A 24,748-nucleotide genomic window follows, 5' to 3' on the forward strand; every position below is an offset into this window, starting at 1 on the left:
CTGTCTTTTTTTATATGATGATTTCTTTAAAAATCACTTATTTGACCAGTCTTTAAAGCAATTCTTTTTCTATTTTTAACAAGAGCCAACATAGGTAAATCTGAAGTAGAATCAGAATAACCAATAGAGTTTTCAAAATCAATTTCAATATTCTGTGATTTTAAACATTCAAGAATACGTGGCACTTTTCCTTCACCTTTACAATTTTTACCAATAACTGTGCTTGTTGGTTGACCATTTTTTGTGAGTGTTCGAGTTCCTATTAAATAATCAGCAGGTAACTGATGATATTTCATATAAACTTCACAAGAAGCTGTACAGACAATCACAATATAGCCTTGTTGATGCTCTTTTTCCATTTGTTCGATCATATGCGGATAATAGCTTGGAACAACTTCATTTTCATAAAATGTTTTTAATTGTGAATTATTCATATGATCAAGTGGAAACAATAAAGCAGATTTGGCTTTTTCAAAACTACTGATATGTAATAAATATAAAAAGTAATAAAATGCGACCTTAAAAAAATAGAAAAAATGTACAGGATGCTTCTTTAAATCATATTTCAATAAACGAACGATTGTATCTCCTGAAGCAATTGTATTATCAAAATCATATAAAGCAACTTTCTTTAACATTAAGCAATCTCCAAAGCTATTTCCATCATTGTCGTAAATGTCTGTTCTCTTTCTTGAGCAGTTGTTTCTTCCTGAGTCACTAAAGAGTCAGAAACAGTAAGTAATGTCAATGCTTTTTTACCAAGATAAGCCGCTGTTGCAAATAAAGCATAAGATTCCATTTCGACACCTAAGCAGCCCATAGATGCCCATTTTTTCCCTGAATCCTGATCAGCATGATAAAAAATATCAGATGCAATGACATTTCCAACATGATAGCTGGCACTTTTCAATTTGGCCTGTTCTACAGCTTTTTCTAATAAATCATATGAACTAATCGCAGAATAAGTACCTGGCAATTCAAACTGATGAGCAAAATTACTATCTGTACAAGACCCTTGTACAATAATAATATCTCTTAAATGAACATCTTTTTGTAAAGAACCGCAAGATCCAATACGAATAATAGCTTCTACATCATATTGCGTAAACAATTCATGTGAATATATTCCTATAGATGGTTGTCCCATTCCAGAACCCATAATAGAAACTTTTTTACCATGATAAAATCCTGTATATCCAAACATATTTCTTACAGCATTAAATTGATGTACATCTTCTAAATAATGTTCTGCCAAAAATTTAGCGCGCAACGGATCTCCTGGCATTAAAACAGTTTTCGCAATTTCTCCTTTTTGTGCTTGGTTATGTGGTGTTGACATTTTTCATCATCCTCCTTCGTGAAATGTCTGACCTTCTTTAAAAAAATATATTTCATGATTATCAACTGATAATTCTTCTCCAGCAATAGCCTGACGAACCATTTCTAAAAATTCCTGATCTTCGCCCATCTGATAACCTACCCATGCAAAATAACCATCTAATACAATAAAAGGCACACTACCCGAGTTATCATTCACAACATAATCTTCTAATAAATGACAGGTCTTCGCATAAGATTCAATTGATGATTCCTCATCAATATCCAGCTGGATAATATCCATTTGGCTACCATATTCTTCTTCCAGTTCAGGAATGACAACTTGAATAAACGAACGACAATGTGGACATGTTTTCGCATAATAAACATATAAATAATATTGTGGTCGATTTTGACAACCACTCAAAAAAAGCAATAAAACAAGAAATAACTTTTTCAATTATTCTTGTTGATAAAGAAAACGTAGTCCACTTAATTCATCACTTAACGCTTTATCATTTATAGCGTTATCAATATCTTTGACTAAATATTCTTCATCACCAGAAGTATAGCCAACTTTCGCAAAATAACCATCTAAGGCATACATTGGCCCCATACCATAAAGCGATTGGTCAAACTGATCAAGCTGTGTAATGACATCTTCATAAACAGCCTGTGTCGCTTCATCATCAAGATCATATTGTTGAATTGTTAATGAATCTCCAAATGTTTCTTGTAAATATGGAATAGCATCATCCTGGAAAGATTGACATTCTGAACATGTTTCAATATAAAAATAGAGCAATGTCGCTGGTTGAATTAATGTTATTTTATTGATGGGTTGTTGACTTGATTGACACCCCATTAATAACATCATTGATAATATAAATAATATTTTCTTTTTCATTCTTTTCTCCTTTTACATGTATTATAAACTATCTTATCCAAATTGTATACTCACACATTTAAAATCTTTTTTAATTTTGTTGCGAAAAAATAATTTTAATAATATAATATATTTAAGGAGGAGGATATAAATGAACTTTGAATGGTCAACAAATGATATAGCCACAATGACTGTTACCATTTATGAAACAAATTTAACTTTAAACAAAGCAGCCTGTGTTCATTTTGAAGACGTGAATTATGTTCTTTTAGGGATAGATAGAACCGCTAGACAAATTGGAATCAAACCTGTTACCAAACAGGAAATAGATGAAAATATTTACCCAAAGAGTCAATTACATCGTATTTCACTAGGAAAAAGCTATGGAAGAATTTCTAACAAATCATTTGTATTAGACCTCAGTGTGGAATTTGATCTAGATTTTTCAAAACAGCAATGTTATAAGTACAAGGCTACATATGATATTGTTCATTCTATTATGATTGTTCAACTATAAGAGAAAGGGGAAATGATTATGTCAATTACTCTTGTATGGACTATTATTCTTGTCATTGCGGTCATTGTCGAAGCCATTACAATTGACTTGGTCAGTATCTGGTTTGGGATTGGAGCCATCGCTGCATTAATCTGTCATTTCTTTGGTGTTGGAGAAGTTTTGCAAATTGTTATTTTTGCGATTGTTTCCATTGTCTGTATTGTTGCCTCAAGACCACTGGCTAAAAAATACTTACGTGGAAATACTGTCAAAACAAACCTTGATCGTATGATTGGAAAACATTGTTTAGTTACTGAAACAATTACTGCTGATCAAAAAGGTGAAGTCAAAGTCATGGGAAACTTATGGTCAGCAACAAGCCTTAATAATGAAACAATTCAAATTGGCGATTATGCTGAAGTTATTTCAATTGAAGGTTCACATGTTGTCGTAAAAAAAATAAACAAAGGAGATGATACTTCATGTTAGATGGAATCTTTAGATATTTATGGATTATTTTATTAGTTGTATTAGTTGTTGTCATTATCGCAAAAACAATTCGTATTATTCCTCAATCTTATGCATATGTTGTAGAAAGAATCGGAGCTTATAATCGTACATGTACAGTTGGGTTGCATATTATGATTCCTTTGCTTGACAGAATCGCAAATAAAGTTTCTTTAAAAGAACAAGTATTAGATTTTGCTCCTCAACCTGTGATTACAAAAGATAATGTCACAATGCAAATTGACACTGTTGTTTATTTTCAAATCACAGATCCAAAATTATTTACTTATGGTGTTGTCAGACCATTGAATGCTATTGAAACCTTAACTGCCACAACACTTCGTAATATTATTGGTGATCTTGAACTTGACGAAACATTAACATCTAGAGATATTATCAACTCAAGAATGCGTTCTATTCTTGATGAAGCTACAGATCCTTGGGGAATTAAAATTCATCGTGTTGAAGTTAAAAACATTATTCCTCCACGTGATATTCAAGAAGCTATGGAAAAACAAATGCGTGCAGAACGTGAAAGACGTGAAGCCATCTTACAGGCTGAAGGTAAAAAAACTGCTGCTATTTTAACTGCTGAAGGTAAAAAAGAATCTATGATTCTTGAAGCCACTGCAGAAAAAGAAGCACAGATTGCTCGTGCTGAAGGTGAAGCTGAAGCATTAAGACTTGTTTATGAAGCTCAAGCTAAAGGTATCGAATATATCAATAGTTCTCAACCTCAACAAGCTTATATTACATTAGAAGGATTTAAAGCATTAGAAAACCTTGCTAAAGGAGAATCAACAAAAATCATTATTCCAACTGATTTACAAGGTATGGCTGGTGCTGTAACATCTATTGCTGAAATAGTTAAAGATCCAAAAAATAAAATATAACAGCTTTATAATAAAATTGAAAGGGAAAATCTAAGATTAATCTTAATTTTCCCTTTTCCATATATAAATAAATATAATTCATAATTCTCTTTAAATTTTTAATTAAAAACCAAATTTTATCTCTTATCACTTATAAAGTAGAATATAAATTTAAATGTTCATATATAGGATTGAATTATCCAATTTTTATAATTAAATTGGGTACTCCTTATATTAGATATGGTCACATTGATAAAAAATTTATTATTTATAATAGAATATAGAATTCATTATAGATTACAAGCTAAATACAGATATGATATAAAAAAATCAAACATCTCAATAATTTTCTTGATTCCTCCATTGTATAACAGGAGCGATTTATACGTTATGCCTTTGACAATTAACTTTTCATGAAGAACATAATGATATATCAACATATATTCCAATTATGTTTCATAATTTATTATTTTCTATAAATAAAAAAAATAATAACATTAGCTCATCACTAAGCATCTGTTACTATTTTTGCTCCATTATTGGCATGAAATCAATTTAATATGTACGTGATTTATAACTATGATTCAAGGCACTTTCAATCATCATAATATCATTAATATCAAATTCTTTTTTAGACATTCCCATCGATGACAGAAATTCTTTATTCTTCTTTAATGATTTAGTAAGTAACTTTTTATCCTTATTATCAAGTTTAATTTTATAAAGCAAATTTGCCATAGAAATAATCAAATTTTTATGACCTATGAAATAATAATGATTAATTATATGCTCTTCGGATGAGCATAGTTTTTCAAAATCTTCCTCAGTATATTTAGGTTGAAGACCTAAAATTGGATTAACAAGCAACATAGTAGATGCCTCCATGATGTTAACATACGTTCCAAGTTCATACTGTTGATTCTCAGACATTATACTATAGTCAGTACCAAAACTTTCTATTCTAGCAATGGCATTTTCTAACTTACTCGTTTCGTCTATGATTCTTTTAATACGCTCATTTATTTCTACAATCGCAAGTTCATATGATTTTATATCCCTCTCACTAATAAGTGTATAGATATTCTCTAATCTTTCCTTATCACTTTTACTCTTAAAAAATAGAAGTCCACTTGCAAGAGCCGAAACCCCCGCAATTGTCCAGCCAACAGGTCCTGCAAGTGCTAAAAACGCACTACCTGCTGCCATTCCTCCTCCACCGGCTGCCAAAGCACCTCCGCCTAACCATGCTAAAGCCGCACTAGTAGCTGCCGCCCCACTTAGAGCTGATATAGCAGTCCCTGTAGACGCTACACCAAATGTTGTCGCAACACCCATAGCTGCCGTAGGTCCAAGAGCTGCAACCGCAATCCCTGCACCAACTCCTGCGACACCTTGTCCTGCGGTTTTCATTTCGGCTTTCTTATATTCCATTTCGATTTTTTCCGCTTGTTGCTTCCAACTTACTCTAATAGCTTTAAGCTTTTCATATTTTAACTTATTTTTTTCAGGTACATTTCGAATAAGGTCAAATAGTGATTGTATCGTATTCAAAGAAGCATATAAATCATTTGTATATTGACCTAATTCATTTATTTTTTGATTAGTTTTTTGAGCAACAACCTCTGCTTCCTGCTGTGCTATTTGAAGTTTTGACAACTCTTTTGCCATATTATTTCCCTCCAAAATATTTATCAATATCTAACTTATTTCTTAGTATTTTATTTGCGGAAACATTTCGCAGTTCTGCTAAAGCTATAGATTTTCCAAAAGCATCTTTATAAGCATTACTTTTTTGAAAATCATCAACAAACGTCAAAAGACGAGTATCATCATATTTTATGGACAGAACTTTAAGACCTTCTATATAATTTCTAATAATAATTTCTTTTACCGCAAAATCAACTTCATTCTTTGCATGACTATAAGAAATTGCTCTTTTTGTTTCTCCATATAGGGATATTGCAAATCGTCCAACGCCTACAATATTAAGTCGCAAAACAAATTCAACAGCGTTAAAAGTTCCTTTACCACTTACAAAAGCTTTTCCAACAGCATCTCCCACATCAATCAAGCAAAAAGTTCCATGCGCAACCGTCAACATTCTCTTTACACTAGGGTTTGAAAATGGTTCACATTTTTCCCACATGAGCTTAAAAGATTGATCCGATCTTGATGTTTCAGAAAAATATTTAAATAAACGTCTAACTGAATAGATAAAGCGGACAATCATTTCATTTAAAAACACAGGAATAGCTTGTGTAGTTTGAAATCGAACATCATAACCTTGTTCAAATATTTTTAAGGCTAATTCATTCATACTTTTGTCTGTTTCAGTTATATTTAATCCCAACTTTGCTTTTATCGCAAGAATATCATTAGTCCATATCCAAAACGGAGATGGAATACCCATTCCCCGATTGACTTTCCTTGCGCTAGATTGAGAGCCAGCAACATCAGAAACAAGATGCCCAAACCAGTTTACAAAACCACAAAATAATTTACTTGGGAGGTTTTTTCCTTGTAATTCCCACTTTTCGTCTGCTTGTTGCAAAGAAACAAGATGACCATCCGTAACAAAGTGAGAAGTATTTGTGAATTGATTCAGTATTGAAAAAAATAGTCCCAGTAAACTTGGATTATGTGCAAGAGATTTGAAATGATGATTTTTAGCATTTAAATCAAAAACAGCTCGTCCTGTATCACCAAGCCCTGTCTGATCATATGGCACTTTGAAATTTTTTTCTAAGAATCTCAAAGCAGATTCAAGATTATCAAAACTCTTTTTATCTGGATGACAAAGTTTTGCAAAATCCATTGTCCTAGCTGAAAACCACTTATCAGTGATATCTCCCAAAAACGACTCTTCAGGTTTACCAACTAAGAATATATCAACAATGCCACATAATGCCCCTGAACTAGCAGCTAAAATATAATCTAACTTATCGCACTGTTGTTTTAAATTTTTAATCGAATTGACTGATTCATTCAAAACAAGAAGTTCTGTCTCTGCTTGTGCTAAAGCATCAATAATAGATGTAAAAAAATCAAATTTATTATCATCAATATTCAAATCAAGAAATATATTATTTCCTGTTATCATATCATTCATTTTTTCTCCTCACTTACAAATAACTATTTTATAAATCATACATCTTAGTATATATTAATCATCTTATAAAACACCAATTTTATAAACACTTAAAATTGTACATGATATACTTACTCTTTTCAATACACATCCATGAATTTATCAAATTCAAGCATTTTTTAAGAATAATACTTCTATATTAGAGTAGAGAAAAATAATTTTTGGTCACTATAAAACAAGAATTATACTATCAACAACAAAATATCTCTTGCTTATTAACAAAAATCAATCAAGCTCTTTATATTTTATAACTACCTTTGATCAATTTTAAGATTACTATTAAATTTTGAACAGTCATACGCAATAATATTAATGAAAACAATACTATCGCTCAAGAAATGAAAATCAACATAAGAATTATCAAAGTTCAATCTGTAAACCAATATACGTTTAAAAAAGCCATAATTTCAACATTGATATAAAAAAGTACGATACTAGCCATATGATTTTTCTCGGTATATTAAATATTTGCGGAGCAGACTCTGGCCTTTAAATTTTTAATGGGGTTTGTCTTTTCTTGCTTTAAATTTAAATTGGGGTTGTTTTTTATAAAATGAGAATCTCCTGTTATAATTTGTTTGCAAACAATATTACGAAAGAGAAGACTATCTAACAGAGCTATTAAGAAAAAAATAACTATATCAAGAAGATCAACCAGTCATGCAAATGGAATGAAAAACATTGCAAGAGCTAGAAATAAGTTCATCTATTCGCAAAATTTATATAAAAATATACTGCAACCGAGCATGAAAAAAAGATGACAGATAGTCATCAATCAAATATTGTTCGTCCAGCTCTAAAATGAAAGTGGGGTCAAAATACCCCACTATTAATTTAAAGCTTTTTAGGTTAGAGCCCTCAATTATTTAAAGGACCCTTTTCTCGTACTTTACATTGTTATTTTATGACACAACTAAATTAACAATGAAAAAATATCATTTTATTGAATAGAGTTCTTATAGATTATATCTAAACCAATATCCTTTATTTTTTCTTTTGAAAGATAAAACTTACACCAACATCATGATTCTTTGCAGTCACAGAATATTGGAACATAGAAGCAATCTTACTAACAATAGAAAGTCCTAAACCAAATTGCCCTTTCACTCCTTTAACATATGGATCGAACAAATATGGTAAAGTGGCTTCATCAATATTTTCACCATCATTATATATTTCCAGATAATCTTCCTTAAGCGTAATTTTAATAACAGATTTTGCATAGCGTGAAGCATTTTCAATAATATTTTCTATAGCTACTCGCCAATGTTCCTCATCACCATCAAATTGAACATCTTCTAATTCTGTTTCTAAATGTAAATCTGGCTTCATGAAATCCATCTGCAAAACAATTTTTTCAATTAAATCTTGAATAGCAAAAGATCCTATTTCATTATCTTCACCCTGCAAATAATCCAAACGATTTAAATATAAAAATGATTTGACTTTATGTTCTAAACGATCAGCATTTTCCAAAATAATATCAATAGAACTGTCTTTATCTCCATAAGGATAGACATCATCTTTAATACTTTGTGCATAAGTTTGAATAAGAGCAATAGGCGTTTTTAAATCATGAGAAATATTATGAATCATTTCTTCTTTAATACTCTCCTGTTTATCTAGATCTTCTTTCATTTCGACCAAAGCCTTAGAAACAATTCCAATCTCATCTTCACGATTCATAATCAAATCACTATCTTTTCTATCTTTAATATTATCAATATAATTTTTTATCTTTTTCAAAGGATTGATTAATGTTAAAACCCATAGAATCATCACTAATGCAAAAATAATAAAGAAACCATATTGAATATAAATAATCTGATTACGTAATGAAGTAATCAAGGAAACAGAGTATTCACTATCCACAAGTGAAATCAAATATTTTGAAGTATTATTGATTTTCGTAATCATATAATAGTATGTTCTTTCATCATACTCTCCTTTATTCTTTAAAACTTCCTGATCTGTATTGACAATTTTAGCTAAATCATCTTTAAAGAGATAAGAGTATAAATCATAAACAACCTGAACACTCCCTATATTTGATTGAACAAAAGAATTATTGGACGTTTCATAAATAATATGATAGACCTCTTTTTCCTGTTTATAGGGCATAATATTATTATATATGATAGAATACTGAGAAATTGTTAAACGTTCATACATCTGCTTATCAACAATTGAAGTCACATTATAATCAACAATAGGCATTAATACAGCAACCAATAATAATCCAACAAAACATAAAACAACAATCAATTGTTGAACCAACGATAATTTTTTTAAAAAAGATAATTTTGATTTTATTTTTTCCATATTAATCTAATCTATATCCAAATCCATAAATCGTCTTAATATTTAAATCAGGCATCTTTTTTCTTAAACGACGCAATGTATCATCTACAACTCGGTCACTACCAAAATAGTTTTCATCCCAAACTTTAGATAAAACCTGATCACGTGAAATAGCCAATCCTTTATTTTTAATAAAATAAAGTAATAATTCATATTCTTTTGTCGTTAATTCAATTTCAGTATTTTGAAATAAAACCTTTCTTTTTTCTTCATCAATGGCATATCCATCAATATTAATCAAGGCTGGATCATCCTTATAAACACGTTTTAAGACATTATGTATTCTTAAAATCAATTCTTTAATATTAAAAGGCTTAGTTATATATTCATCGCAGCCTTTTTCCAATCCAATAATACGATCAAATTCCTGATCTCTGGCACTCATAAAAACAATAGGCATATCAGGCTTACAAGCTTTGATTTCATTCAGTAAATCAAAACCACTATTTTTATCTAACATAATATCTACAATCCATAAATGGACATCATCATCTTTATGTAAAAAAGCTTCTTCATATGTATAAAAAGAATAAACAATATATCCTTCTTTTTCTAAATAAGTTCTGACAAGATCATTTAAATTTTTTTCATCATCTATGATATTAATACGGTATTTCACATTCCTCACCTCTTCCATTTATTATATACAAAATATTGCCATATAAAATGGCAATATTTTGTGATAATATGTGAAATTATATTATTTTTCTACAGCATACCCTTTTGCTTTGATTGTATTAACAACTTTCAAGACATATTCATGACAGATTTCATCACTTTGTGCTTCTACCATGACTCTTACAACTGGCTCAGTTCCACTTTCACGTACTAAAATTCTTCCTTCATCACCTAATGCTTCTTCAACTTCTTTGACTGCTTTTTGAACATCAGGATCATTTTGAGCTAAAGCTTTATCACTCACTCTTACATTAATTAATAATTGAGGATAAATTTCAACCTGTTCAGTTAATTGAGCTAATGTTTTCTTATTTTCAACCATTGTTTCCATGATTTTCAATGATGTTAAAATACCATCACCTGTTGTTGCATGTTTAGAGAAAATAATATGACCAGACTGTTCTCCACCAATACAATGTCCATTTTTCACCATATTTTCATAAACATATTTATCACCTACAGCTGTTTTTTCATATTGAATACCAGCCTTATCCAATGATTTATATAATCCAAAATTACTCATCACTGTTGTAACAATGGTGTTATTTAAAAGTTCACCTTTTTGTTTCATTTCTAAACCACAAACATATAATATCAAATCACCATTGACTACACGTCCAAATTCATCTACTGCAATACAGCGATCCGCATCACCATCATAGGCAAAACCAACATCCAAGCCATTTTCAACCACATATTTCTGTAAAACTTCAATATGTGTAGAACCACAATTTGTATTGATATTCAAGCCATCAGGCTGATTGTTAATCACATGTGTTTGAGCACCTAAAGCATCAAAAACACTTTTTGCTATGGCACTTGATGAACCATTGGCACAATCAAGACCAACTTTGATATCTTTAAAAGCACGTGTTGGAATACTCATTAAATATCCAATGTAACGATTTCTTCCCATTGAATAATCAATTGTACGTCCAATCTTATCTTTTGTAGCAAATGGAATAGGATCTGCTAAACCATCAATATATTGCTCGATGAGGTTTTCTATTGTTGCTTCTAATTTATGTCCTTTTCCATTGATAATTTTAATACCATTATCATAATAAGGATTGTGTGAAGCAGAAATCATGATTCCACAATCAAACTCTTCGCTTCTTACTACATAAGAAACAGAAGGTGTTGTTGTCACATGTAATAAATATGCATCAGCTCCACTTGCAGTTAATCCAGCAACAAGAGCATATTCAAACATATAAGAACTTCTTCTTGTATCCTTTCCAATCACAATTCTTGCTCGATGAGAACGTGAAAAATACCATCCTAAATATCTTCCTACCTGATAGGCATGTTCTACTGTCAAATCTATATTTGCTTCTCCTCTAAATCCATCTGTTCCAAAATACTTTCCCATTTTTCTAATTCCTTTCTATATTAATTGTAACCTTAGATGATGATAATAATTTCATTGTTAATGTTTCATCATCACCAGCTATTTTAACATTCACCTGATGTGTTCCAACATCCAAACCATCAATATCAATTGTTGCTTGAATATTGTCAACTTTTAAAGTATTGATTTTATCCTCGGTTCCCGTCACTGATACTGAAGCATTCTGTCCTTGACCAGCAAACGAAACCTTATAATCACGCGAATTATTCAACACCTTAATAGGAATGTTATCGAATTTTTTTGTAATGACTTTTTCGATTTCCACACTGACATCAATTGCATCCTGTGAAAATTTATTAATACCTGCTATCTTTTTCAATGCAAGATTCGTCATTGTTGTACTTGATTTTAAATCTGTGATATCAACATCAACTTCAACTTGTTGAATTTCATTTAATTGTTCTTCTAATCCAAAAATTGTAACTTCACTTTGTGACAGTGTATACTGAGATACCTGATATCCCGTTGGCAGGTTCCCTACAAGATTAACATGAATAGGAACTGTCTTACTATAAGATGATACCTGACATGTAACATGGACAGATTCAGGACTCATTTCTACATTTAATTCTTCACCATTACTGTCATAAGCTCTAATTCTTGCATTTTGTTCAAAATCTTCAGTCTTATCAGATACATCAATGCAAGCCTCAACCGTTTCGACTCTAGATAAAGTTTCTTCACTTGCTCGTAACTCCACGGTATCTAAATCCATTTGATTCACACTGACCGAATATTTACTATCCAGTTGATCTTCATTAATAAAACGATATCCTAAATCAAATGTACGCGTTACTTTTTTAGCAAGCGTCACCTTAATTGAACTAGGAATAGATACAACCTGTAACGATTCAGGGAAATTACGTGTTCTTAAATTCAAAACATAATCTCCTTCATCTAAATCCTGCAAATCTAGATAAACCTGATAATCTTTAGAAAAATTTGTTTTATATATATCTAGCGATGGTCCAACCAAAACAACTGATACACTTTCAGGTATGCCTGATGCTTCCAAAGAATCATTAAGATTTTCTACATAAACAGGAACATTTTCTAATGTTGCTCCTGAAGTTGGACTTGTGAGAATATCTTTTCCTGATACACTATAAAATAAAACTGCAGCCATGACAAAAGATAAAATTGTAATCGAGACCTTACTTGATAATATTTTATCTAAAAGCTGATTCATATAGTTATAAAAGCGTGCCCCCGTATCAATAGCTTTCACTTTTTTTTCATTAACACTTTCTTTACTAGATATATCTTTATTTGTCTGGTCTTTTTCTTTTTCAATAATTTTCAAGAAAAAGTCAGTTGTTGTATCTTTTAAAGGTCTGTTATTTTTTTGATTTCTAGGACTCATGAGCTTGACCTCCTTCATCACTAGATTTAAACCATTGCAATTCATTCACTAATGATGCCCTTAATTCCTTAATAGGAATCTTTCTTAATTCACCATTCGTTGCAAAAGAAATGGTTCCTGTTTCTTCACTGACAACAACTGTTAATGAATCAGTAATTTCACTAATTCCAATCGCTGCTCTATGACGTGCTCCATATTTAGGACTGAGTTCCTTATTTGTCGGTGGATAAAATGCTGCCGCACAGGCTACACGATCCCCCTGAATAATTGTTGCCCCATCATGAAGCGGTGTCCCTTCCCAGAAAATAGTCAAAAAAAGTTCACTACGTATATCGGCATTGATCTTTGTTCCTGTATTGATATAATCAATCATGGATTGACCTCTTTCAAAAGTAATTAATGCTCCTGTCTGCTCTTTTGCAAGAGTCGAAATCGCATCTACCAATTCATCCATCAGTCTTTCCTTTTCATCATTACTTATTTCTTTTTTAACTTCTAATTTGGTTTGTCCCATCTTTTCCAGCAGAGTTCTAATTTCTGGCTGAAAAATAATAATAATGGCTAATACACCCCAATTAATAATACTATCAACAAGATAATTAAGTGTCGTTAATCCAAGCAAACTTGTTAATACTTTGACAATCAAAATAAAAAGAACACCTTTAAATAATTGCATGGTTTTCATATTTGTCTTAAACATTGAAATTAAGTAATATAAAATAAACCATACTGCAATCAAATCTATCGCTGATCTTATAAAATTTATCACAACACTAAGATTCAATCTTTATCACCTACATTTCCTTTTTATTATATCAGTTTTCCATCAAAAGTAAAACGTTACCTTTTTCATTTCCTGAAAATCTATATCTTCATTTTGTGAACTTCATATTTTTTATCAAAAAGAAACAAATTCCTTTGCAAACACACAAAAAAGTTGTAAGATAAGTATGTTATAGGAGGATATTTTATGGGAAAAACAATTTTAGTCGAAACTTCTGCTAGACATGTACATTTATCACAAGCAGATTTAGAAACTTTATTTGGTAAAGGATATGTTTTAACAAACAAAAAAGATTTATCACAACCTGGACAATTTGCCTGTCAGGAAAAAGTCACTGTTATTGGTCCAAAAGGCGAAACAAAAATGTCTATTTTAGGACCTACACGTGCTCAAACTCAAGTTGAAGTCTCTTTAACAGATGCTAGATCATTAGGAATCAAAGCATTAATTAGAGAATCTGGAGATATCGAAGGAACTGCTGGATGCAAATTGGTTGGTCCTGCTGGTGAAGTTGAAATTTCTTGTGGTGTTATTGCTGCAAAACGTCACATTCATATGACACCTGCTGATGCCCAAGAATTTGGAGTACAAGATAAAGATGTTGTCAGTGTTGAAGTGAAATCAGCTGACCGTTCACTTGTTTTTGGTGATGTTGTCTGCCGTGTAAGTGATAGTTATGCTCTTGCTATGCATATTGATACTGATGAATCAAATGCTGCTGGTGCACCTTGTGAAGGAACAATTATTAAATAAAAAAAAGAAAACCTGCAGATCAAAATCTGTAGGTTTTTTCATACTTTATTTTTCATTAACAACATTCTTTAAAGCTGAACTTGCTTTAAATGCAGGAACTTTACTAGCAGCGATTTCCATTGTTTCACCAGTTCTTGGGTTACGTCCCATTCTAGCTTCTCTTGTACGAACTTCAAAAGTTCCAAAACCTTTTAAAGAAATCTTATCTCCTGCTTTTAATACATCAGTTAAAGTTTCTAAAAAAGCATTAATTGCAGCTTCAGATTCTTTTTTTGTTAAACCTGATGTTAAAGAAACTTTTTCTAATAATTCATTTTTATTCATACTATAATCTCCATTTCTATGTATATTAGGGTATTCCCTAGAGCTTATTATAATACAAGTCTCATGTCTTGTACAGTGCAATCGTCTATCTTCCATTAAAGATTTTCAATAAGCGAAACAAACGATAATACAGCTTCTTGAGAAGTTGCCCATGAAGTGACAATACGTACGCGCTCACCACCAGGAATAGCTCCCATATGCGTCACCATAAACTCTTTTTCAATAGCCTCTAAAGCATTTTGTGGTAAATCCACAAAAATCTGATTAGTGGCAGAAGGCTCATAAAGTGGAATTCCTTTTTTAATCAATGCCTGACGTATCATATCAGCCATTCGATTTTCATGAAGACCAATATCTTCATATAAATGATCTTTAAACAATTCATAAAATTGAATGCCCAACAATCGTCCTTTTGCTAACATAGCCCCTTTATTTTTCATATGATAACGAAATTGAGGTTTTAAATCATCATGAATAATAACGAGAGCTTCCCCAAACAAAGCACCCATTTTTGTTCCACCGATATAAAAGGCATCAACATATTGTGCAATTTCTTCAAGTGTTGGAGCATCTTGTAAAACCAGAGCACTTCCAAGTCTTGCTCCATCTAAGAATAGATATAAATCATATTTTCTTGTGACTTCATAAAGTGCTTTTAATTCATCACGCGTATAATAAGTTCCTAATTCTGTTGTTTGAGAAATATAAACCATACGAGGTTGAACCATATGTTCGTCTGTATGTTGCTGACAAATGTCTTCAATCATTTGACATGTCACTTTACCATGGACATGTGGACGTGTTAAAATCTTATGTCCTGCTCCTTCAACAGCACCCGTTTCATGAACCTGAATATGTCCTTCATCACAGGCAATAACAGCCTGATAATGTTTCAAAGCATATGAAATCATTAACATATTTGTTTGTGTTCCACCAACAAGAAAATGAACATCAGCCTGTTCATTATGAATACGTTCTTTAATGACTTTTTGAGCCAGATGACAATATTCATCTTTACCATAACCAACAGTCTGAATCAGATTTGTCTGATTTAATGCTTCTAAAATTTGAGGATGTGCTCCTTCACTATAATCATTTAAAAAACTATACATACTTTCTCCTATTCTCGATATAACAATCCATATCGAACATATATTAAATTCAATAAACTTAAAAAATTCATTGTTCCCTGTAATGAAGATTCACTGTATTGACTTTCAGTACCATCAATACGATAAATCCAATCTATATCATCATTTTGATATGTCTGATTCATTGTTAATAATAAAATCTTTGGATGATGTTCCTTAATTTTATCTATTAATGCTTTCATCAGCTGTTCTCTGGCACGAACAGTAATAATAATAACCAGACTATCTTTATCGATAATATCCAATCTTTGAATTTCATCACCACGTTCAACAAACGCATAAACAAATTTACGATGTTTTAGCATCTTCATTTGAAAATCATTAGATATAATCTTGTTAAACTGATAACCCAACATATGTACTTTTTTAGCCTGGTATATCATTTCACAAATACGATCAATATCTTTCATATCAATAGATTTTTCAACAAGTGCCAAAGAATCCATTGCTTCATGATACATTTTCTTTTTTAAATAATCAGGATCTTCCGAAACTTTTTGAGCATCCTGAGTTGATAAATGAATTTCATTGCGTGCAATTTCTAAAGCGATAGCAATTTCGTTTTTAAAATTCACAAAGCTTTTACAATTCATATCTTTACAAAAACGTGAGATTGTTGCTGGAGAGGTATAACAAAGGTCTGCCAAATCATTAATGCTGATACTTGGAATCTGATCTATATGAGTTAAAATGGTATGAGCAATCGCATAATACATGTCCTGAGGTGAAGAGACATTCACATAAGACATCAGAGTATATAAAATATCAACTTCATTATAATCATGAATTGTCATGGCTATGCTCCTTTAAATACTGACTTCTACCCATTTCATATAAATCATGTCCATAGCAGTCAATCACAACAGTTAAAGGTAAATCTTTGACTACTAAACGACGAATAGCTTCAGGACCTAAATCCTCAAAAGCAATGACTTCACAAGATTGAATACATTGTCCAATATAAGCGCCTGCTCCTCCAATCGCTCCAAAATAAATACTCTGATAGTCCATTATAGCTTGTTTGACATGATCTTGACGGTAACCTTTACCAATCATTCCACGCAAACCTAGCTGCATAAGTGCTTTCGCATAAGCATCCATGCGTCCAGATGTTGTCGGTCCCCCACTGCCAAAAACATGTCCTGGTTTTGCTGGAGTTGGTCCAACATAATATATAATTTGATCTTTAACATCAAAGGGTAATTCTTCTCCCTTTTCTATTAAAGCCAACAAGCGTTTATGTGCCGCATCTCTGGCAGTATAAATAACACCTGATAATAAAACCTGATCGCCAGCTTGCAAGTCAAGAGCCTGTGATTGCGTCAAAGGTGTTGTCATATGTTTGATCATAAAATAACCTCCTTATGTCTGGCAACATGACAGCAGATAGAAACAGCAACTGGCATTCCTGCAATATGCGTTGGATATGTCTCAATATTCAATGACAAAGCTGTTGTTTTCCCTCCATAGCCAGCTGGTCCAATACCTAACTGATTAATTTTTTCTAATAATTCTTCTTCTAATTGTTGATATCGTAAATCACTATGATGTGTTCCTATATCTCTGAGCATCGCTTTTTTCGCAAGATATGTGACATAATCAAAAGAACCCCCAATACCAACTCCAATCACCATAGGAGGACAAGCATTAGGTCCTGCTTCTTCAACAACTTTTAAAACAAAATCTTTAATTCCTTCTATCCCATCACTTGGTTTGAGCATTTTGACCTGACTCATATTTTCACTACCAAAACCTTTTGGAGCAACAATGATTTTCAATTTGTCACCTTCCACAATTTCATAGTGAATCAAGGCAGGTGTGTTATCTTTTGTATTGATTCGATCAAAAACAGGATCATCAACAACACTTTTTCTTAAATATCCTTCCTGATATCCCTGTCGAACACCTTCCTGTAAAGCCTCCTGTAAAGATCCCTGCACATGAACATCTTGTCCTATTTCAACAAATAAACAAGCCATTCCTGTATCCTGACAGATAGGGACTGACAATGATTGAGCCATTTTTGCATTTTCTTTTAAAATAGATAATGTCTGTTTAGCCAATTGACCATCTTCTATTTGACTTGCCTGATCAATCGCATTTCGAACATCTTGAGGCAATTGATAATTAGCCTCTATGCATAATGTTTTGACTGCCTGTATAATATCTTCCTGTTTTATTTCCCTCATGTTTTCACCTTCTTTTATTATGTTTATTATATATAATTTTCTATCCTACCACAAGAAAAAAAGAATTAAAGAAGATGCCCCTTTAATTCTTGAAGTGAAGGATAATATAAACAATAATATCTCAGTGACATAAGTTCTACTGCAGTTAACAAACTATGTTTACCTGTTTTTCTGTTTTTAGATTGACCTAATACTAACTTATGATGAACTGGTATTTTTAAATCCAACTGTGGATGACAAGTCATCAAAACAACCTGACATCCTGATTTTTTTATATACTGTAAAATCTTTGCATTACTGTTTGCGAAATATCCATTAACAGTCATAATAATTGCTACACTGTTTTGATTTAATTGTTTTGCACATTCTAGCTGTCGTGAAGAATCCATATATGCCATTGTAAACTTTTCTAACATCAGTAAATCTGTTTGTAAGTGTAAAGCTGCACTTTGTGAAAATTGTGTACCAAAAAAAGCAACTGATTCACTATCATGAATTAATTTTAAGATTGCATCAACTTCATTCCAATCTAAAAACTTTGGTAAGTCAGAAATGTATTGAATAACTTGTTGGATATATTGTTGCGTTGCCTGTAAAGGAGAATCCTTCATTGTTTCGAGTGAAATATTAATAAGATTATTGAATTTTTTATCATGTGAATGGAATGTATAACATTCCTGTTTAAGATGCGCAAAATTTTCATAGCCTAAAGCACGACAAAAACGTGAAATCGTTGCTGGTGAAACAAAACATTCTGCGGCCAACTCACTAATACGCATATTCGCAATACGATAAAAATTATTAGCCATGAACCAGGCAATATTATAATTGGTATCATTTTCTTGAGCTGTATCTAAAAAGATAATCAGTCTATAAAACAAATTCTTCACGATAAATCCTCCTGTAATACATAATGTCCAGACAAATCAGCACTCAAATAATTTTCTTCATCAGTTGTTTTCACAATAACATAATCCTTGCCAAAAGTAAATGTCAATTGGCAGTCTTTTTGATGAGATAGTATACATGTTGCCTGTTGATGAGAATCATCCTGATAAGTAGCAAAATCCCCGATTCCAGATTGATTGAGTTCAAATTCAAAAGTAAAACCCTTTTGCTTTTCATCGTTTTCATAAATATATAAAAGATAATCATGATATTGATAAACTTTTCTATCAAGTGGTTTTTCATGAGATTGAGATGATAGAGGTTGTGAGGAATGAACTTGACAACCTACCAACAAAAACACACATATCAAAAACATTACACACTTTTTCATAAAGAGCTAACCTCCATATTTCGACTTTATATGATTATATCACAAAATGATTTATGAAATATAGTCCCATTTATGTAACATCAAAAACAATCACATATTTTTTGACAATTGCATGAAATTTTATACAAAATAATGTGTTAGATTATATGTGTAGTCAAAAATAATTTGTTTTCCCTTCAAATTTGACTACTTCATGATATCCTTTCCCAAACTGATATCAAAAAAGCAGATGAGGACTCCCACCTATCTGCTTTTTTATTTACTGAAGAATATCTTGATAAACTCTCAAAACATTTTTAAAGAATATTTTTTCAATCTCCAACGATGATAATCCCGCTTCTTTTAATGCCTGTTCTAACTTTGGAAGATAAGAGGCATCTTTTAATTCTAAATATGGTGGAATACCATCAAAATCACTTCCTAAACCAATACAGTCAATACCAGCTAAATTTTTAATATATAAAATGTGTTTGACAATATCATCTATTTTTGATAAACACTTTTCTTCATCATTTTCTGTTAAAAAGTCAGCAGCATAATTCATCCCCATGACTCCACCACGACTTGCGAGTTTTAAAATCATCTCATCAGTTAAATTACGCGCATGTGGACAAACACTTCTCGCATTGGAATGTGAAGCGACAAACGGTTTAGTAGTCAAACGATAAACATCTTCAAATCCAGCGTCTGAAAGATGTGAAACATCAATAATGATTCCTAAACGTTCACATTCTTGAACATATGCCTTGCCAAATTCAGTTAAACCATTTTTTGTATCACAGGCATGATAGCCATGATTGTCATCATCTCTTGAAAAATTAGGATAACCTATACCATTAGAAAAATTCCATGTGAGCGTAATCATGCGCACACCTAAATCATAATAATGTTGTAAATAGTGAAGATCATTTTGTACAACAGCACCCTCTTCAAGCGTTAACATAGCACTCATACGATGCTGATTCATATTATTGATAATATCCTGATAATTTTTAATGACGCCTATCATATCTGAATACTGATTCATTTCATGATAAAAAGTGTCTATCAGATCATGCGCATATTGAAAAGGATTATCAGTTTTATGCAAAGGTGTAAACATGGCAAAGTTTTGTAAAAGGTAATCACCTTGTTGCATTTTTTCTAAACTTATATTCAGGTTATTCTGTTTTAATGATATATCTTGATTTGATTGTCTTTGTAAATATATCTCAGAAATTGTATCACAATGCATATCAACAACTTTCATTTCCAATCCCTCCTATGAAAAATAAATTTCTGTTGTCTGATATAATTTTGTGAGTGATTGTGTTTCTTTAAGCCAGTCTATTGCTTCATTTATTTCTTCTGGCGTTAATTCTACAATTCCATAAGTCGCCAGCTGACAAATATCATAGAGACTTTGCCATAAATCATCAAAATCATGTGTTTGTTCATCAGCCTGCTCACTTTCTAAATATGCGCTCATTTGATGTGCTTTTTTTGTTGCTTCTTCTTTTGTCATTATAACTCTCCTTCTTGAATCAATCCCAGTTGAAGACATGCATAATATATACCATCTTCATCAATAGGTTTTGTAATAAAAGTAGCGATAGATTTTAATTTTTCATTTCCTTGCCCCATTGCCACACTTTGAGAGGCATGTTTAAACATATCGACATCGTTTAAAGAATCTCCAAAAGCAATATATTCCTGAAGTCCTAATAAATGCATCAGTTTTTGAATTCCTGTTGCTTTTGATAATCCAGCAATTGTAATATCAGCATATGTAGATTCTCCAGGCAAAACATGAACTCCAGATACTTTTTGAAAAGGTGCATAATCATAGCCAAGTGGTCCATATACAATCATCGCATCGACTTCTTGACCACAATATGTTCCTACTGGAGGAATCTGATTTTGAAAATATCTTTGTGTCTGCAAAACATATTCATCAGGTTCCTTAGAAATAATACGTTGCTTAGATTTTAATGTCACAGCATAATTATATTGTTTCGCTATAGATAAAACTTCCTGTACGGCCTGAGGATCCATGGATGCGTGAAAAATTTCTTTTTTATAGGCATCTAAAACAACCTGACCATTATTACAAACAAATCCATCCCATTCAAACATATCCATAAGTCCTGTTCGTGTTAATGAATCAATTCCTCGCCCTGAGGAAATAATCATATGATATCCATTTTTCTTTAATAGACGTAACGCCTTTTGTGTTGATAACGACACTTGATGATGAACATTATCTCTTAATGTACCATCAACATCAAAACATAATAATGGCTTCATACTTGTCCTCCTTGTCTTTTTTATTATACAGTAAAATAACTTTTATAAAAAGAAGAGAATTTATTCAATCAATAAATTCTCCATATTCACTCACCTTTTGTTCATAAACACGTCCTTGTTGGAGGCTTTTATGAATGTCTATGATTCTTTGATTAGATGAACCTTTATAAATCAATTCTAAACTACGTAGTGATAATACAAAACGTCCATCTACCAATGTATCGCATAATGATAATAAATCAATGGCATCCTGTCCAAGTTTAAGAATGTCTTCATAGATATATCCACTATAAATCATAATATGTAAAGAAGTTTGAGCTTTGATTTGAGAAACCAATATTTTCAAAGGCTTCACTTGTAAAAATGGTTCACCTCCAGAAAGGGTTATACCATCTAAAAGTGGATTACTTAAAATATCAGCAACAATTGTTTCAATATCTTCTTCATATCCACCATTTATATCCCAGCTTTCAGGATTATGACAGCCAGGACAATGATGTAAGCACCCTTGTGTAAATAGAGTATAACGTAAACCAGGCCCATCTACAATTGAATCATGAACAACACCATATAGTCTAATCTTTGTTGATTCCATGTTTAACACGATCTTTTTCTTCTGCTCTTTTGGCATCATTGAAACGATCAAGCGTTCCTACAAGATAACCTGTGATACGTCTAATTCTTTCAAATTCTTCATGAGGTGCTTCTTTACGACCACATTGAGGACAAACATCATTAATAATGCCATTATATCCACAAACAGGATCACGATCAACAGGATGATTAATAGCCCCATATCCCATATTGGCATCATGCATAGCTCTTACAATTTTTTCAAAAGCTGGTAAATTCTTTGTTGGATCACCATCCATTTCAATATAACTAATATGTCCTCCATTTGTGAGTTCATGATAAGGTCCTTCAATTCTTATTTTATCAAAAGCACTGATTGGATAATAAACAGGAACATGAAAACTATTCGTATAGTATTCTCGATCTGTGACTCCTTCAATCTTTCCATATAATTGTCTATCTAGTTTTACAAAACGCCCTGATAATCCTTCAGCAGGTGTGGCGATTAAAGAAAAGTTTAAATGATATTTCTGACAGGCTTCATCAACACGACGACGCATATGCGCTACAATTTGTAATCCCAAAATTTGTGCCTTTTCACTTTCACCATGATGATAACCAATCAAAGATTTTAATGTTTCGGCTAAACCAATAAATCCAATCGTTAAAGTCCCATGTTTTAATACTTCTCTGACTTCATCTGTTGATTTTAATTTTTCTGAATCAAGCCAAACACCCTGTCCCATTAAAAATGGATAATTCATCACACGTCTTTTACACTGAATTTCAAATCTTTCTAATAATTGATCTATACATAAATCTATTAATTGATCCAGCTTAATAAAGAATTCATCAATATCACCTTTTGATTTAATCGCTAAACGAGGTAAATTAATAGAAGTAAAACTTAAATTCCCACGTCTTGGAGAAATCTCACGAGTTGGATCATAAATATTCCCCATAACTCTAGTACGACATCCCATATATGCAATTTCTGTTTCTGGTGTTCCTTTATAATATTGTTTATTAAACGTTGCATCAACAAACGAAAAATTAGGAAATAAACGCTTTGCTGAAACACGACATGCTAATTGGAATAAATCGTAGTTAGGTTCACCTTTTTGATAATTAATGCCTTCCTTAACTCTAAATATCTGAATTGGAAAAATAGGTGTTTCTCCACCACCCAAGCCAGCCTCCGTTGCAAGAAGGACATTACGAATAGCCATTCTTCCTTCAACTGATGTGTCCATGCCATAATTCAATGAACTAAATGGTACTTGTGCTCCTGCACGAGAATTCATCGTATTTAAATTATGAATTAATGCTTCCATAGCCTGATACGTTTCTTTATCAGTATCCTGATATGCTCTTTCACTTGCAAATTTTTGAATACGCTCAATAATTTGTGGAGATATATGATTATGCATCAATACATCTTTTTCTTCTATAGCATAATTTTGACAACTTAAAGAAGGCTGATGATCTAATGATTTCAACTGTGCCATAACATCTGCAACATTGACATCAGTTAATAATGTTAATGCTTCTTCAATAGCTTTCAAATACCACTTACGATATGATTTTTTAATTCCTTCAGCCATTCCATAATCAAAATTCACAATAGCCTGTCCACCATGCTGATCATTTTGATTAGATTGAATCGCAATGCAAGTTAAAGCAGAATATGTCGTAATACTATTAGGTTCACGCAAAACTCCATGACCAGTTGAAAAACCACCTTTAAACAAATCAATAATATCTATTTGGGTGCAGGTTGTTGTCAATGTCAAAAAATCCATATCATGAATATGTATATCGCCAGAACGATGTGCTGCACTATGTAAAGGATTTAAAACAAACATCTCATTAAACTGTTTGGCTGCTTCAGCCCCATATTTTAACATTGTTCCCATTGGAGCATCAGCATTCACATTCGCATTTTCTCGTTTTAAATCACTATCCTTAGCATCCTGAAAAGTAATTTCTTCCAATGTTTTCATTAAACGTGATTTTCGATCTCTAGAACGTGTACGTTCAGCACGATACAAAATATAAGCTTTTGCAATACGTACATACCCTTTTTCTATTAATGTTTCCTCTACAGTGTCCTGTACCAGCTCTACTGTTGGCAATTCTGTATGACGATCCTCTAATTTCTGCTCTACAATATGTGCCAAATGAATAGCTGCATCTAGACCATATTTTGCTTCTGTTGCCTGGAACGCCTTATAAATAGCTCCTGCAATTTTATTGACATCAAAGACATCCATACGTCCATCTCTTTTTCTAATGTATTGAATCATGAATCAAACCCCCTTTTGTTTAGTATCTCACATCTCTTCGTTTTTCTCAAATCTTTTGAATGAT

Annotated in this window: 27 protein-coding genes; 4 read left to right on the forward strand and 23 right to left on the reverse strand. The window is 31.9% G+C overall.

What is annotated here, in order from left to right; genetic code table 11:
- Positions 1-26: 26 nt before the first annotated feature.
- From B5E87_RS00835 to B5E87_RS00850, 4 genes are read right to left on the reverse strand one after another with little or no spacing between them, the layout of a single operon-like run.
- Positions 27-638 carry an HAD family hydrolase gene (locus tag B5E87_RS00835; RefSeq protein WP_087242988.1) on the reverse strand — a complete coding sequence of 204 codons (612 nt, stop codon included), beginning with the start codon at positions 636-638 and terminating at the stop codon, positions 27-29.
- Positions 638-1,339: a purine-nucleoside phosphorylase gene (deoD, locus tag B5E87_RS00840; RefSeq protein WP_087242990.1), complete on the reverse strand. Its 702-nt coding sequence runs from the start codon at positions 1,337-1,339 to the stop codon at positions 638-640. Before deoD ends, B5E87_RS00835 begins: the two co-directional genes overlap by 1 nt.
- A 6-nt stretch (positions 1,340-1,345) precedes the next feature.
- Positions 1,346-1,777, reverse strand: coding sequence for a YbbN family protein (locus B5E87_RS00845; protein ID WP_087242992.1), 432 nt, complete (start codon positions 1,775-1,777; stop codon positions 1,346-1,348).
- A complete protein-coding gene (locus B5E87_RS00850; protein WP_087242994.1) occupies positions 1,778-2,224 on the reverse strand; it encodes a hypothetical protein in 447 nt (148 codons plus the stop codon).
- A gap of 130 nt (positions 2,225-2,354) precedes the next feature.
- On the opposite strand from B5E87_RS00850, the gene B5E87_RS00855 reads away from it, so the two are divergent.
- The 3 genes from B5E87_RS00855 to B5E87_RS00865 are packed head-to-tail and all read left to right on the forward strand — an operon-like array spanning position 2,355 to position 4,099.
- The gene (locus B5E87_RS00855) at positions 2,355-2,720 is read left to right on the forward strand and encodes a hypothetical protein (protein WP_087242996.1); all 366 of its coding nucleotides are present in this window, start codon (positions 2,355-2,357) and stop codon (positions 2,718-2,720) included.
- Between the two features lie 18 nt (positions 2,721-2,738).
- Entirely contained in the window at positions 2,739-3,188 is a 450-nt protein-coding gene (locus B5E87_RS00860; protein ID WP_087242998.1) for an NfeD family protein, read from the forward strand.
- A complete protein-coding gene (locus tag B5E87_RS00865) occupies positions 3,182-4,099 on the forward strand; it encodes an SPFH domain-containing protein (RefSeq protein ID WP_087243000.1) in 918 nt (305 codons plus the stop codon). The genes B5E87_RS00860 and B5E87_RS00865 overlap by 7 nt, the downstream gene beginning before the upstream one ends.
- Before the next feature lie 534 nt (positions 4,100-4,633).
- Here the strand turns inward: B5E87_RS00865 and B5E87_RS00870 are convergent.
- The 7 genes from B5E87_RS00870 to cdaA all read right to left on the reverse strand — a co-directional run bounded on the left by B5E87_RS00870 (position 4,634) and on the right by cdaA (position 13,808).
- Positions 4,634-5,746, reverse strand: coding sequence for a hypothetical protein (locus tag B5E87_RS00870; RefSeq protein ID WP_087243002.1), 1,113 nt, complete (start codon positions 5,744-5,746; stop codon positions 4,634-4,636).
- 1 nt (position 5,747) lies between these two features.
- Complete coding sequence (locus B5E87_RS00875; protein ID WP_087243004.1) at positions 5,748-7,187, reverse strand: hypothetical protein; 1,440 nt, start codon at positions 7,185-7,187, stop codon at positions 5,748-5,750.
- Positions 7,188-8,210: 1,023 nt separating this feature from the next.
- Positions 8,211-9,548, reverse strand: a complete 1,338-nt coding sequence (locus B5E87_RS00880) for a HAMP domain-containing sensor histidine kinase (protein WP_087243006.1) — start codon at positions 9,546-9,548, stop codon at positions 8,211-8,213.
- A gap of 1 nt (position 9,549) precedes the next feature.
- Positions 9,550-10,206 (reverse strand): response regulator transcription factor, encoded by a 657-nt coding sequence (locus tag B5E87_RS00885; protein ID WP_087243008.1) that lies wholly within the window; start codon positions 10,204-10,206, stop codon positions 9,550-9,552.
- A gap of 81 nt (positions 10,207-10,287) precedes the next feature.
- The gene (gene glmM / locus B5E87_RS00890; RefSeq protein WP_087243010.1) at positions 10,288-11,637 is read right to left on the reverse strand and encodes a phosphoglucosamine mutase; all 1,350 of its coding nucleotides are present in this window, start codon (positions 11,635-11,637) and stop codon (positions 10,288-10,290) included.
- Positions 11,638-11,641: 4 nt separating this feature from the next.
- Positions 11,642-13,039 (reverse strand): CdaR family protein, encoded by a 1,398-nt coding sequence (locus B5E87_RS00895; protein ID WP_087243012.1) that lies wholly within the window; start codon positions 13,037-13,039, stop codon positions 11,642-11,644.
- Positions 13,029-13,808 carry a diadenylate cyclase CdaA gene (cdaA, locus tag B5E87_RS00900; protein WP_241147098.1) on the reverse strand — a complete coding sequence of 260 codons (780 nt, stop codon included), beginning with the start codon at positions 13,806-13,808 and terminating at the stop codon, positions 13,029-13,031. The genes B5E87_RS00895 and cdaA overlap by 11 nt, the downstream gene beginning before the upstream one ends.
- A gap of 201 nt (positions 13,809-14,009) precedes the next feature.
- Here cdaA and pduL point away from each other — a divergent pair, with 201 nt between their 5' ends.
- Positions 14,010-14,576: a phosphate propanoyltransferase gene (pduL, locus tag B5E87_RS00905; protein ID WP_087243016.1), complete on the forward strand. Its 567-nt coding sequence runs from the start codon at positions 14,010-14,012 to the stop codon at positions 14,574-14,576.
- Positions 14,577-14,621: 45 nt separating this feature from the next.
- Here pduL and B5E87_RS00910 read toward each other — a convergent pair whose 3' ends face one another.
- The 12 genes from B5E87_RS00910 to B5E87_RS00965 all read right to left on the reverse strand — a co-directional run bounded on the left by B5E87_RS00910 (position 14,622) and on the right by B5E87_RS00965 (position 24,684).
- Complete coding sequence (locus tag B5E87_RS00910; protein WP_158095517.1) at positions 14,622-14,996, reverse strand: HU family DNA-binding protein; 375 nt, start codon at positions 14,994-14,996, stop codon at positions 14,622-14,624.
- Entirely contained in the window at positions 14,996-16,012 is a 1,017-nt protein-coding gene (locus tag B5E87_RS00915) for a threonine aldolase family protein (protein ID WP_087243020.1), read from the reverse strand. The genes B5E87_RS00910 and B5E87_RS00915 overlap by 1 nt, the downstream gene beginning before the upstream one ends.
- Before the next feature lie 8 nt (positions 16,013-16,020).
- Positions 16,021-16,845 carry a MurR/RpiR family transcriptional regulator gene (locus B5E87_RS00920; RefSeq protein WP_087243022.1) on the reverse strand — a complete coding sequence of 275 codons (825 nt, stop codon included), beginning with the start codon at positions 16,843-16,845 and terminating at the stop codon, positions 16,021-16,023.
- A complete protein-coding gene (locus B5E87_RS00925; RefSeq protein WP_087243024.1) occupies positions 16,832-17,401 on the reverse strand; it encodes a Fe-S-containing hydro-lyase in 570 nt (189 codons plus the stop codon). Before B5E87_RS00925 ends, B5E87_RS00920 begins: the two co-directional genes overlap by 14 nt.
- Positions 17,398-18,240 carry a fumarate hydratase gene (locus B5E87_RS00930; protein ID WP_087243026.1) on the reverse strand — a complete coding sequence of 281 codons (843 nt, stop codon included), beginning with the start codon at positions 18,238-18,240 and terminating at the stop codon, positions 17,398-17,400. The genes B5E87_RS00925 and B5E87_RS00930 overlap by 4 nt, the downstream gene beginning before the upstream one ends.
- A gap of 65 nt (positions 18,241-18,305) precedes the next feature.
- Positions 18,306-19,130: a MurR/RpiR family transcriptional regulator gene (locus tag B5E87_RS00935; protein WP_087243028.1), complete on the reverse strand. Its 825-nt coding sequence runs from the start codon at positions 19,128-19,130 to the stop codon at positions 18,306-18,308.
- Positions 19,127-19,519, reverse strand: a complete 393-nt coding sequence (locus B5E87_RS00940; RefSeq protein WP_087243030.1) for a putative periplasmic lipoprotein — start codon at positions 19,517-19,519, stop codon at positions 19,127-19,129. Before B5E87_RS00940 ends, B5E87_RS00935 begins: the two co-directional genes overlap by 4 nt.
- A 259-nt stretch (positions 19,520-19,778) precedes the next feature.
- On the reverse strand, positions 19,779-20,768 hold the full coding sequence (locus B5E87_RS00945; protein WP_087243032.1) for a dipeptidase: 990 nt from the start codon (positions 20,766-20,768) through the stop codon (positions 19,779-19,781).
- A 12-nt stretch (positions 20,769-20,780) separates the two neighbouring features.
- Complete coding sequence (locus B5E87_RS00950) at positions 20,781-21,023, reverse strand: hypothetical protein (protein WP_087243034.1); 243 nt, start codon at positions 21,021-21,023, stop codon at positions 20,781-20,783.
- On the reverse strand, positions 21,023-21,805 hold the full coding sequence (locus B5E87_RS00955) for an HAD family hydrolase (protein WP_087243036.1): 783 nt from the start codon (positions 21,803-21,805) through the stop codon (positions 21,023-21,025). The genes B5E87_RS00950 and B5E87_RS00955 overlap by 1 nt, the downstream gene beginning before the upstream one ends.
- Before the next feature lie 64 nt (positions 21,806-21,869).
- Positions 21,870-22,400 carry an anaerobic ribonucleoside-triphosphate reductase activating protein gene (gene nrdG, locus B5E87_RS00960; RefSeq protein WP_087243107.1) on the reverse strand — a complete coding sequence of 177 codons (531 nt, stop codon included), beginning with the start codon at positions 22,398-22,400 and terminating at the stop codon, positions 21,870-21,872.
- Positions 22,381-24,684, reverse strand: a complete 2,304-nt coding sequence (locus B5E87_RS00965) for an anaerobic ribonucleoside triphosphate reductase (RefSeq protein WP_087243038.1) — start codon at positions 24,682-24,684, stop codon at positions 22,381-22,383. Before B5E87_RS00965 ends, nrdG begins: the two co-directional genes overlap by 20 nt.
- Positions 24,685-24,748: the final 64 nt, after the last annotated feature.

Origin of the sequence: Massilimicrobiota sp. An142 (assembly GCF_002160725.1) — a bacterium.
GTDB classification, from domain to species: domain Bacteria; phylum Bacillota_I; class Bacilli_A; order Erysipelotrichales; family Coprobacillaceae; genus Allocoprobacillus; species Allocoprobacillus merdigallinarum.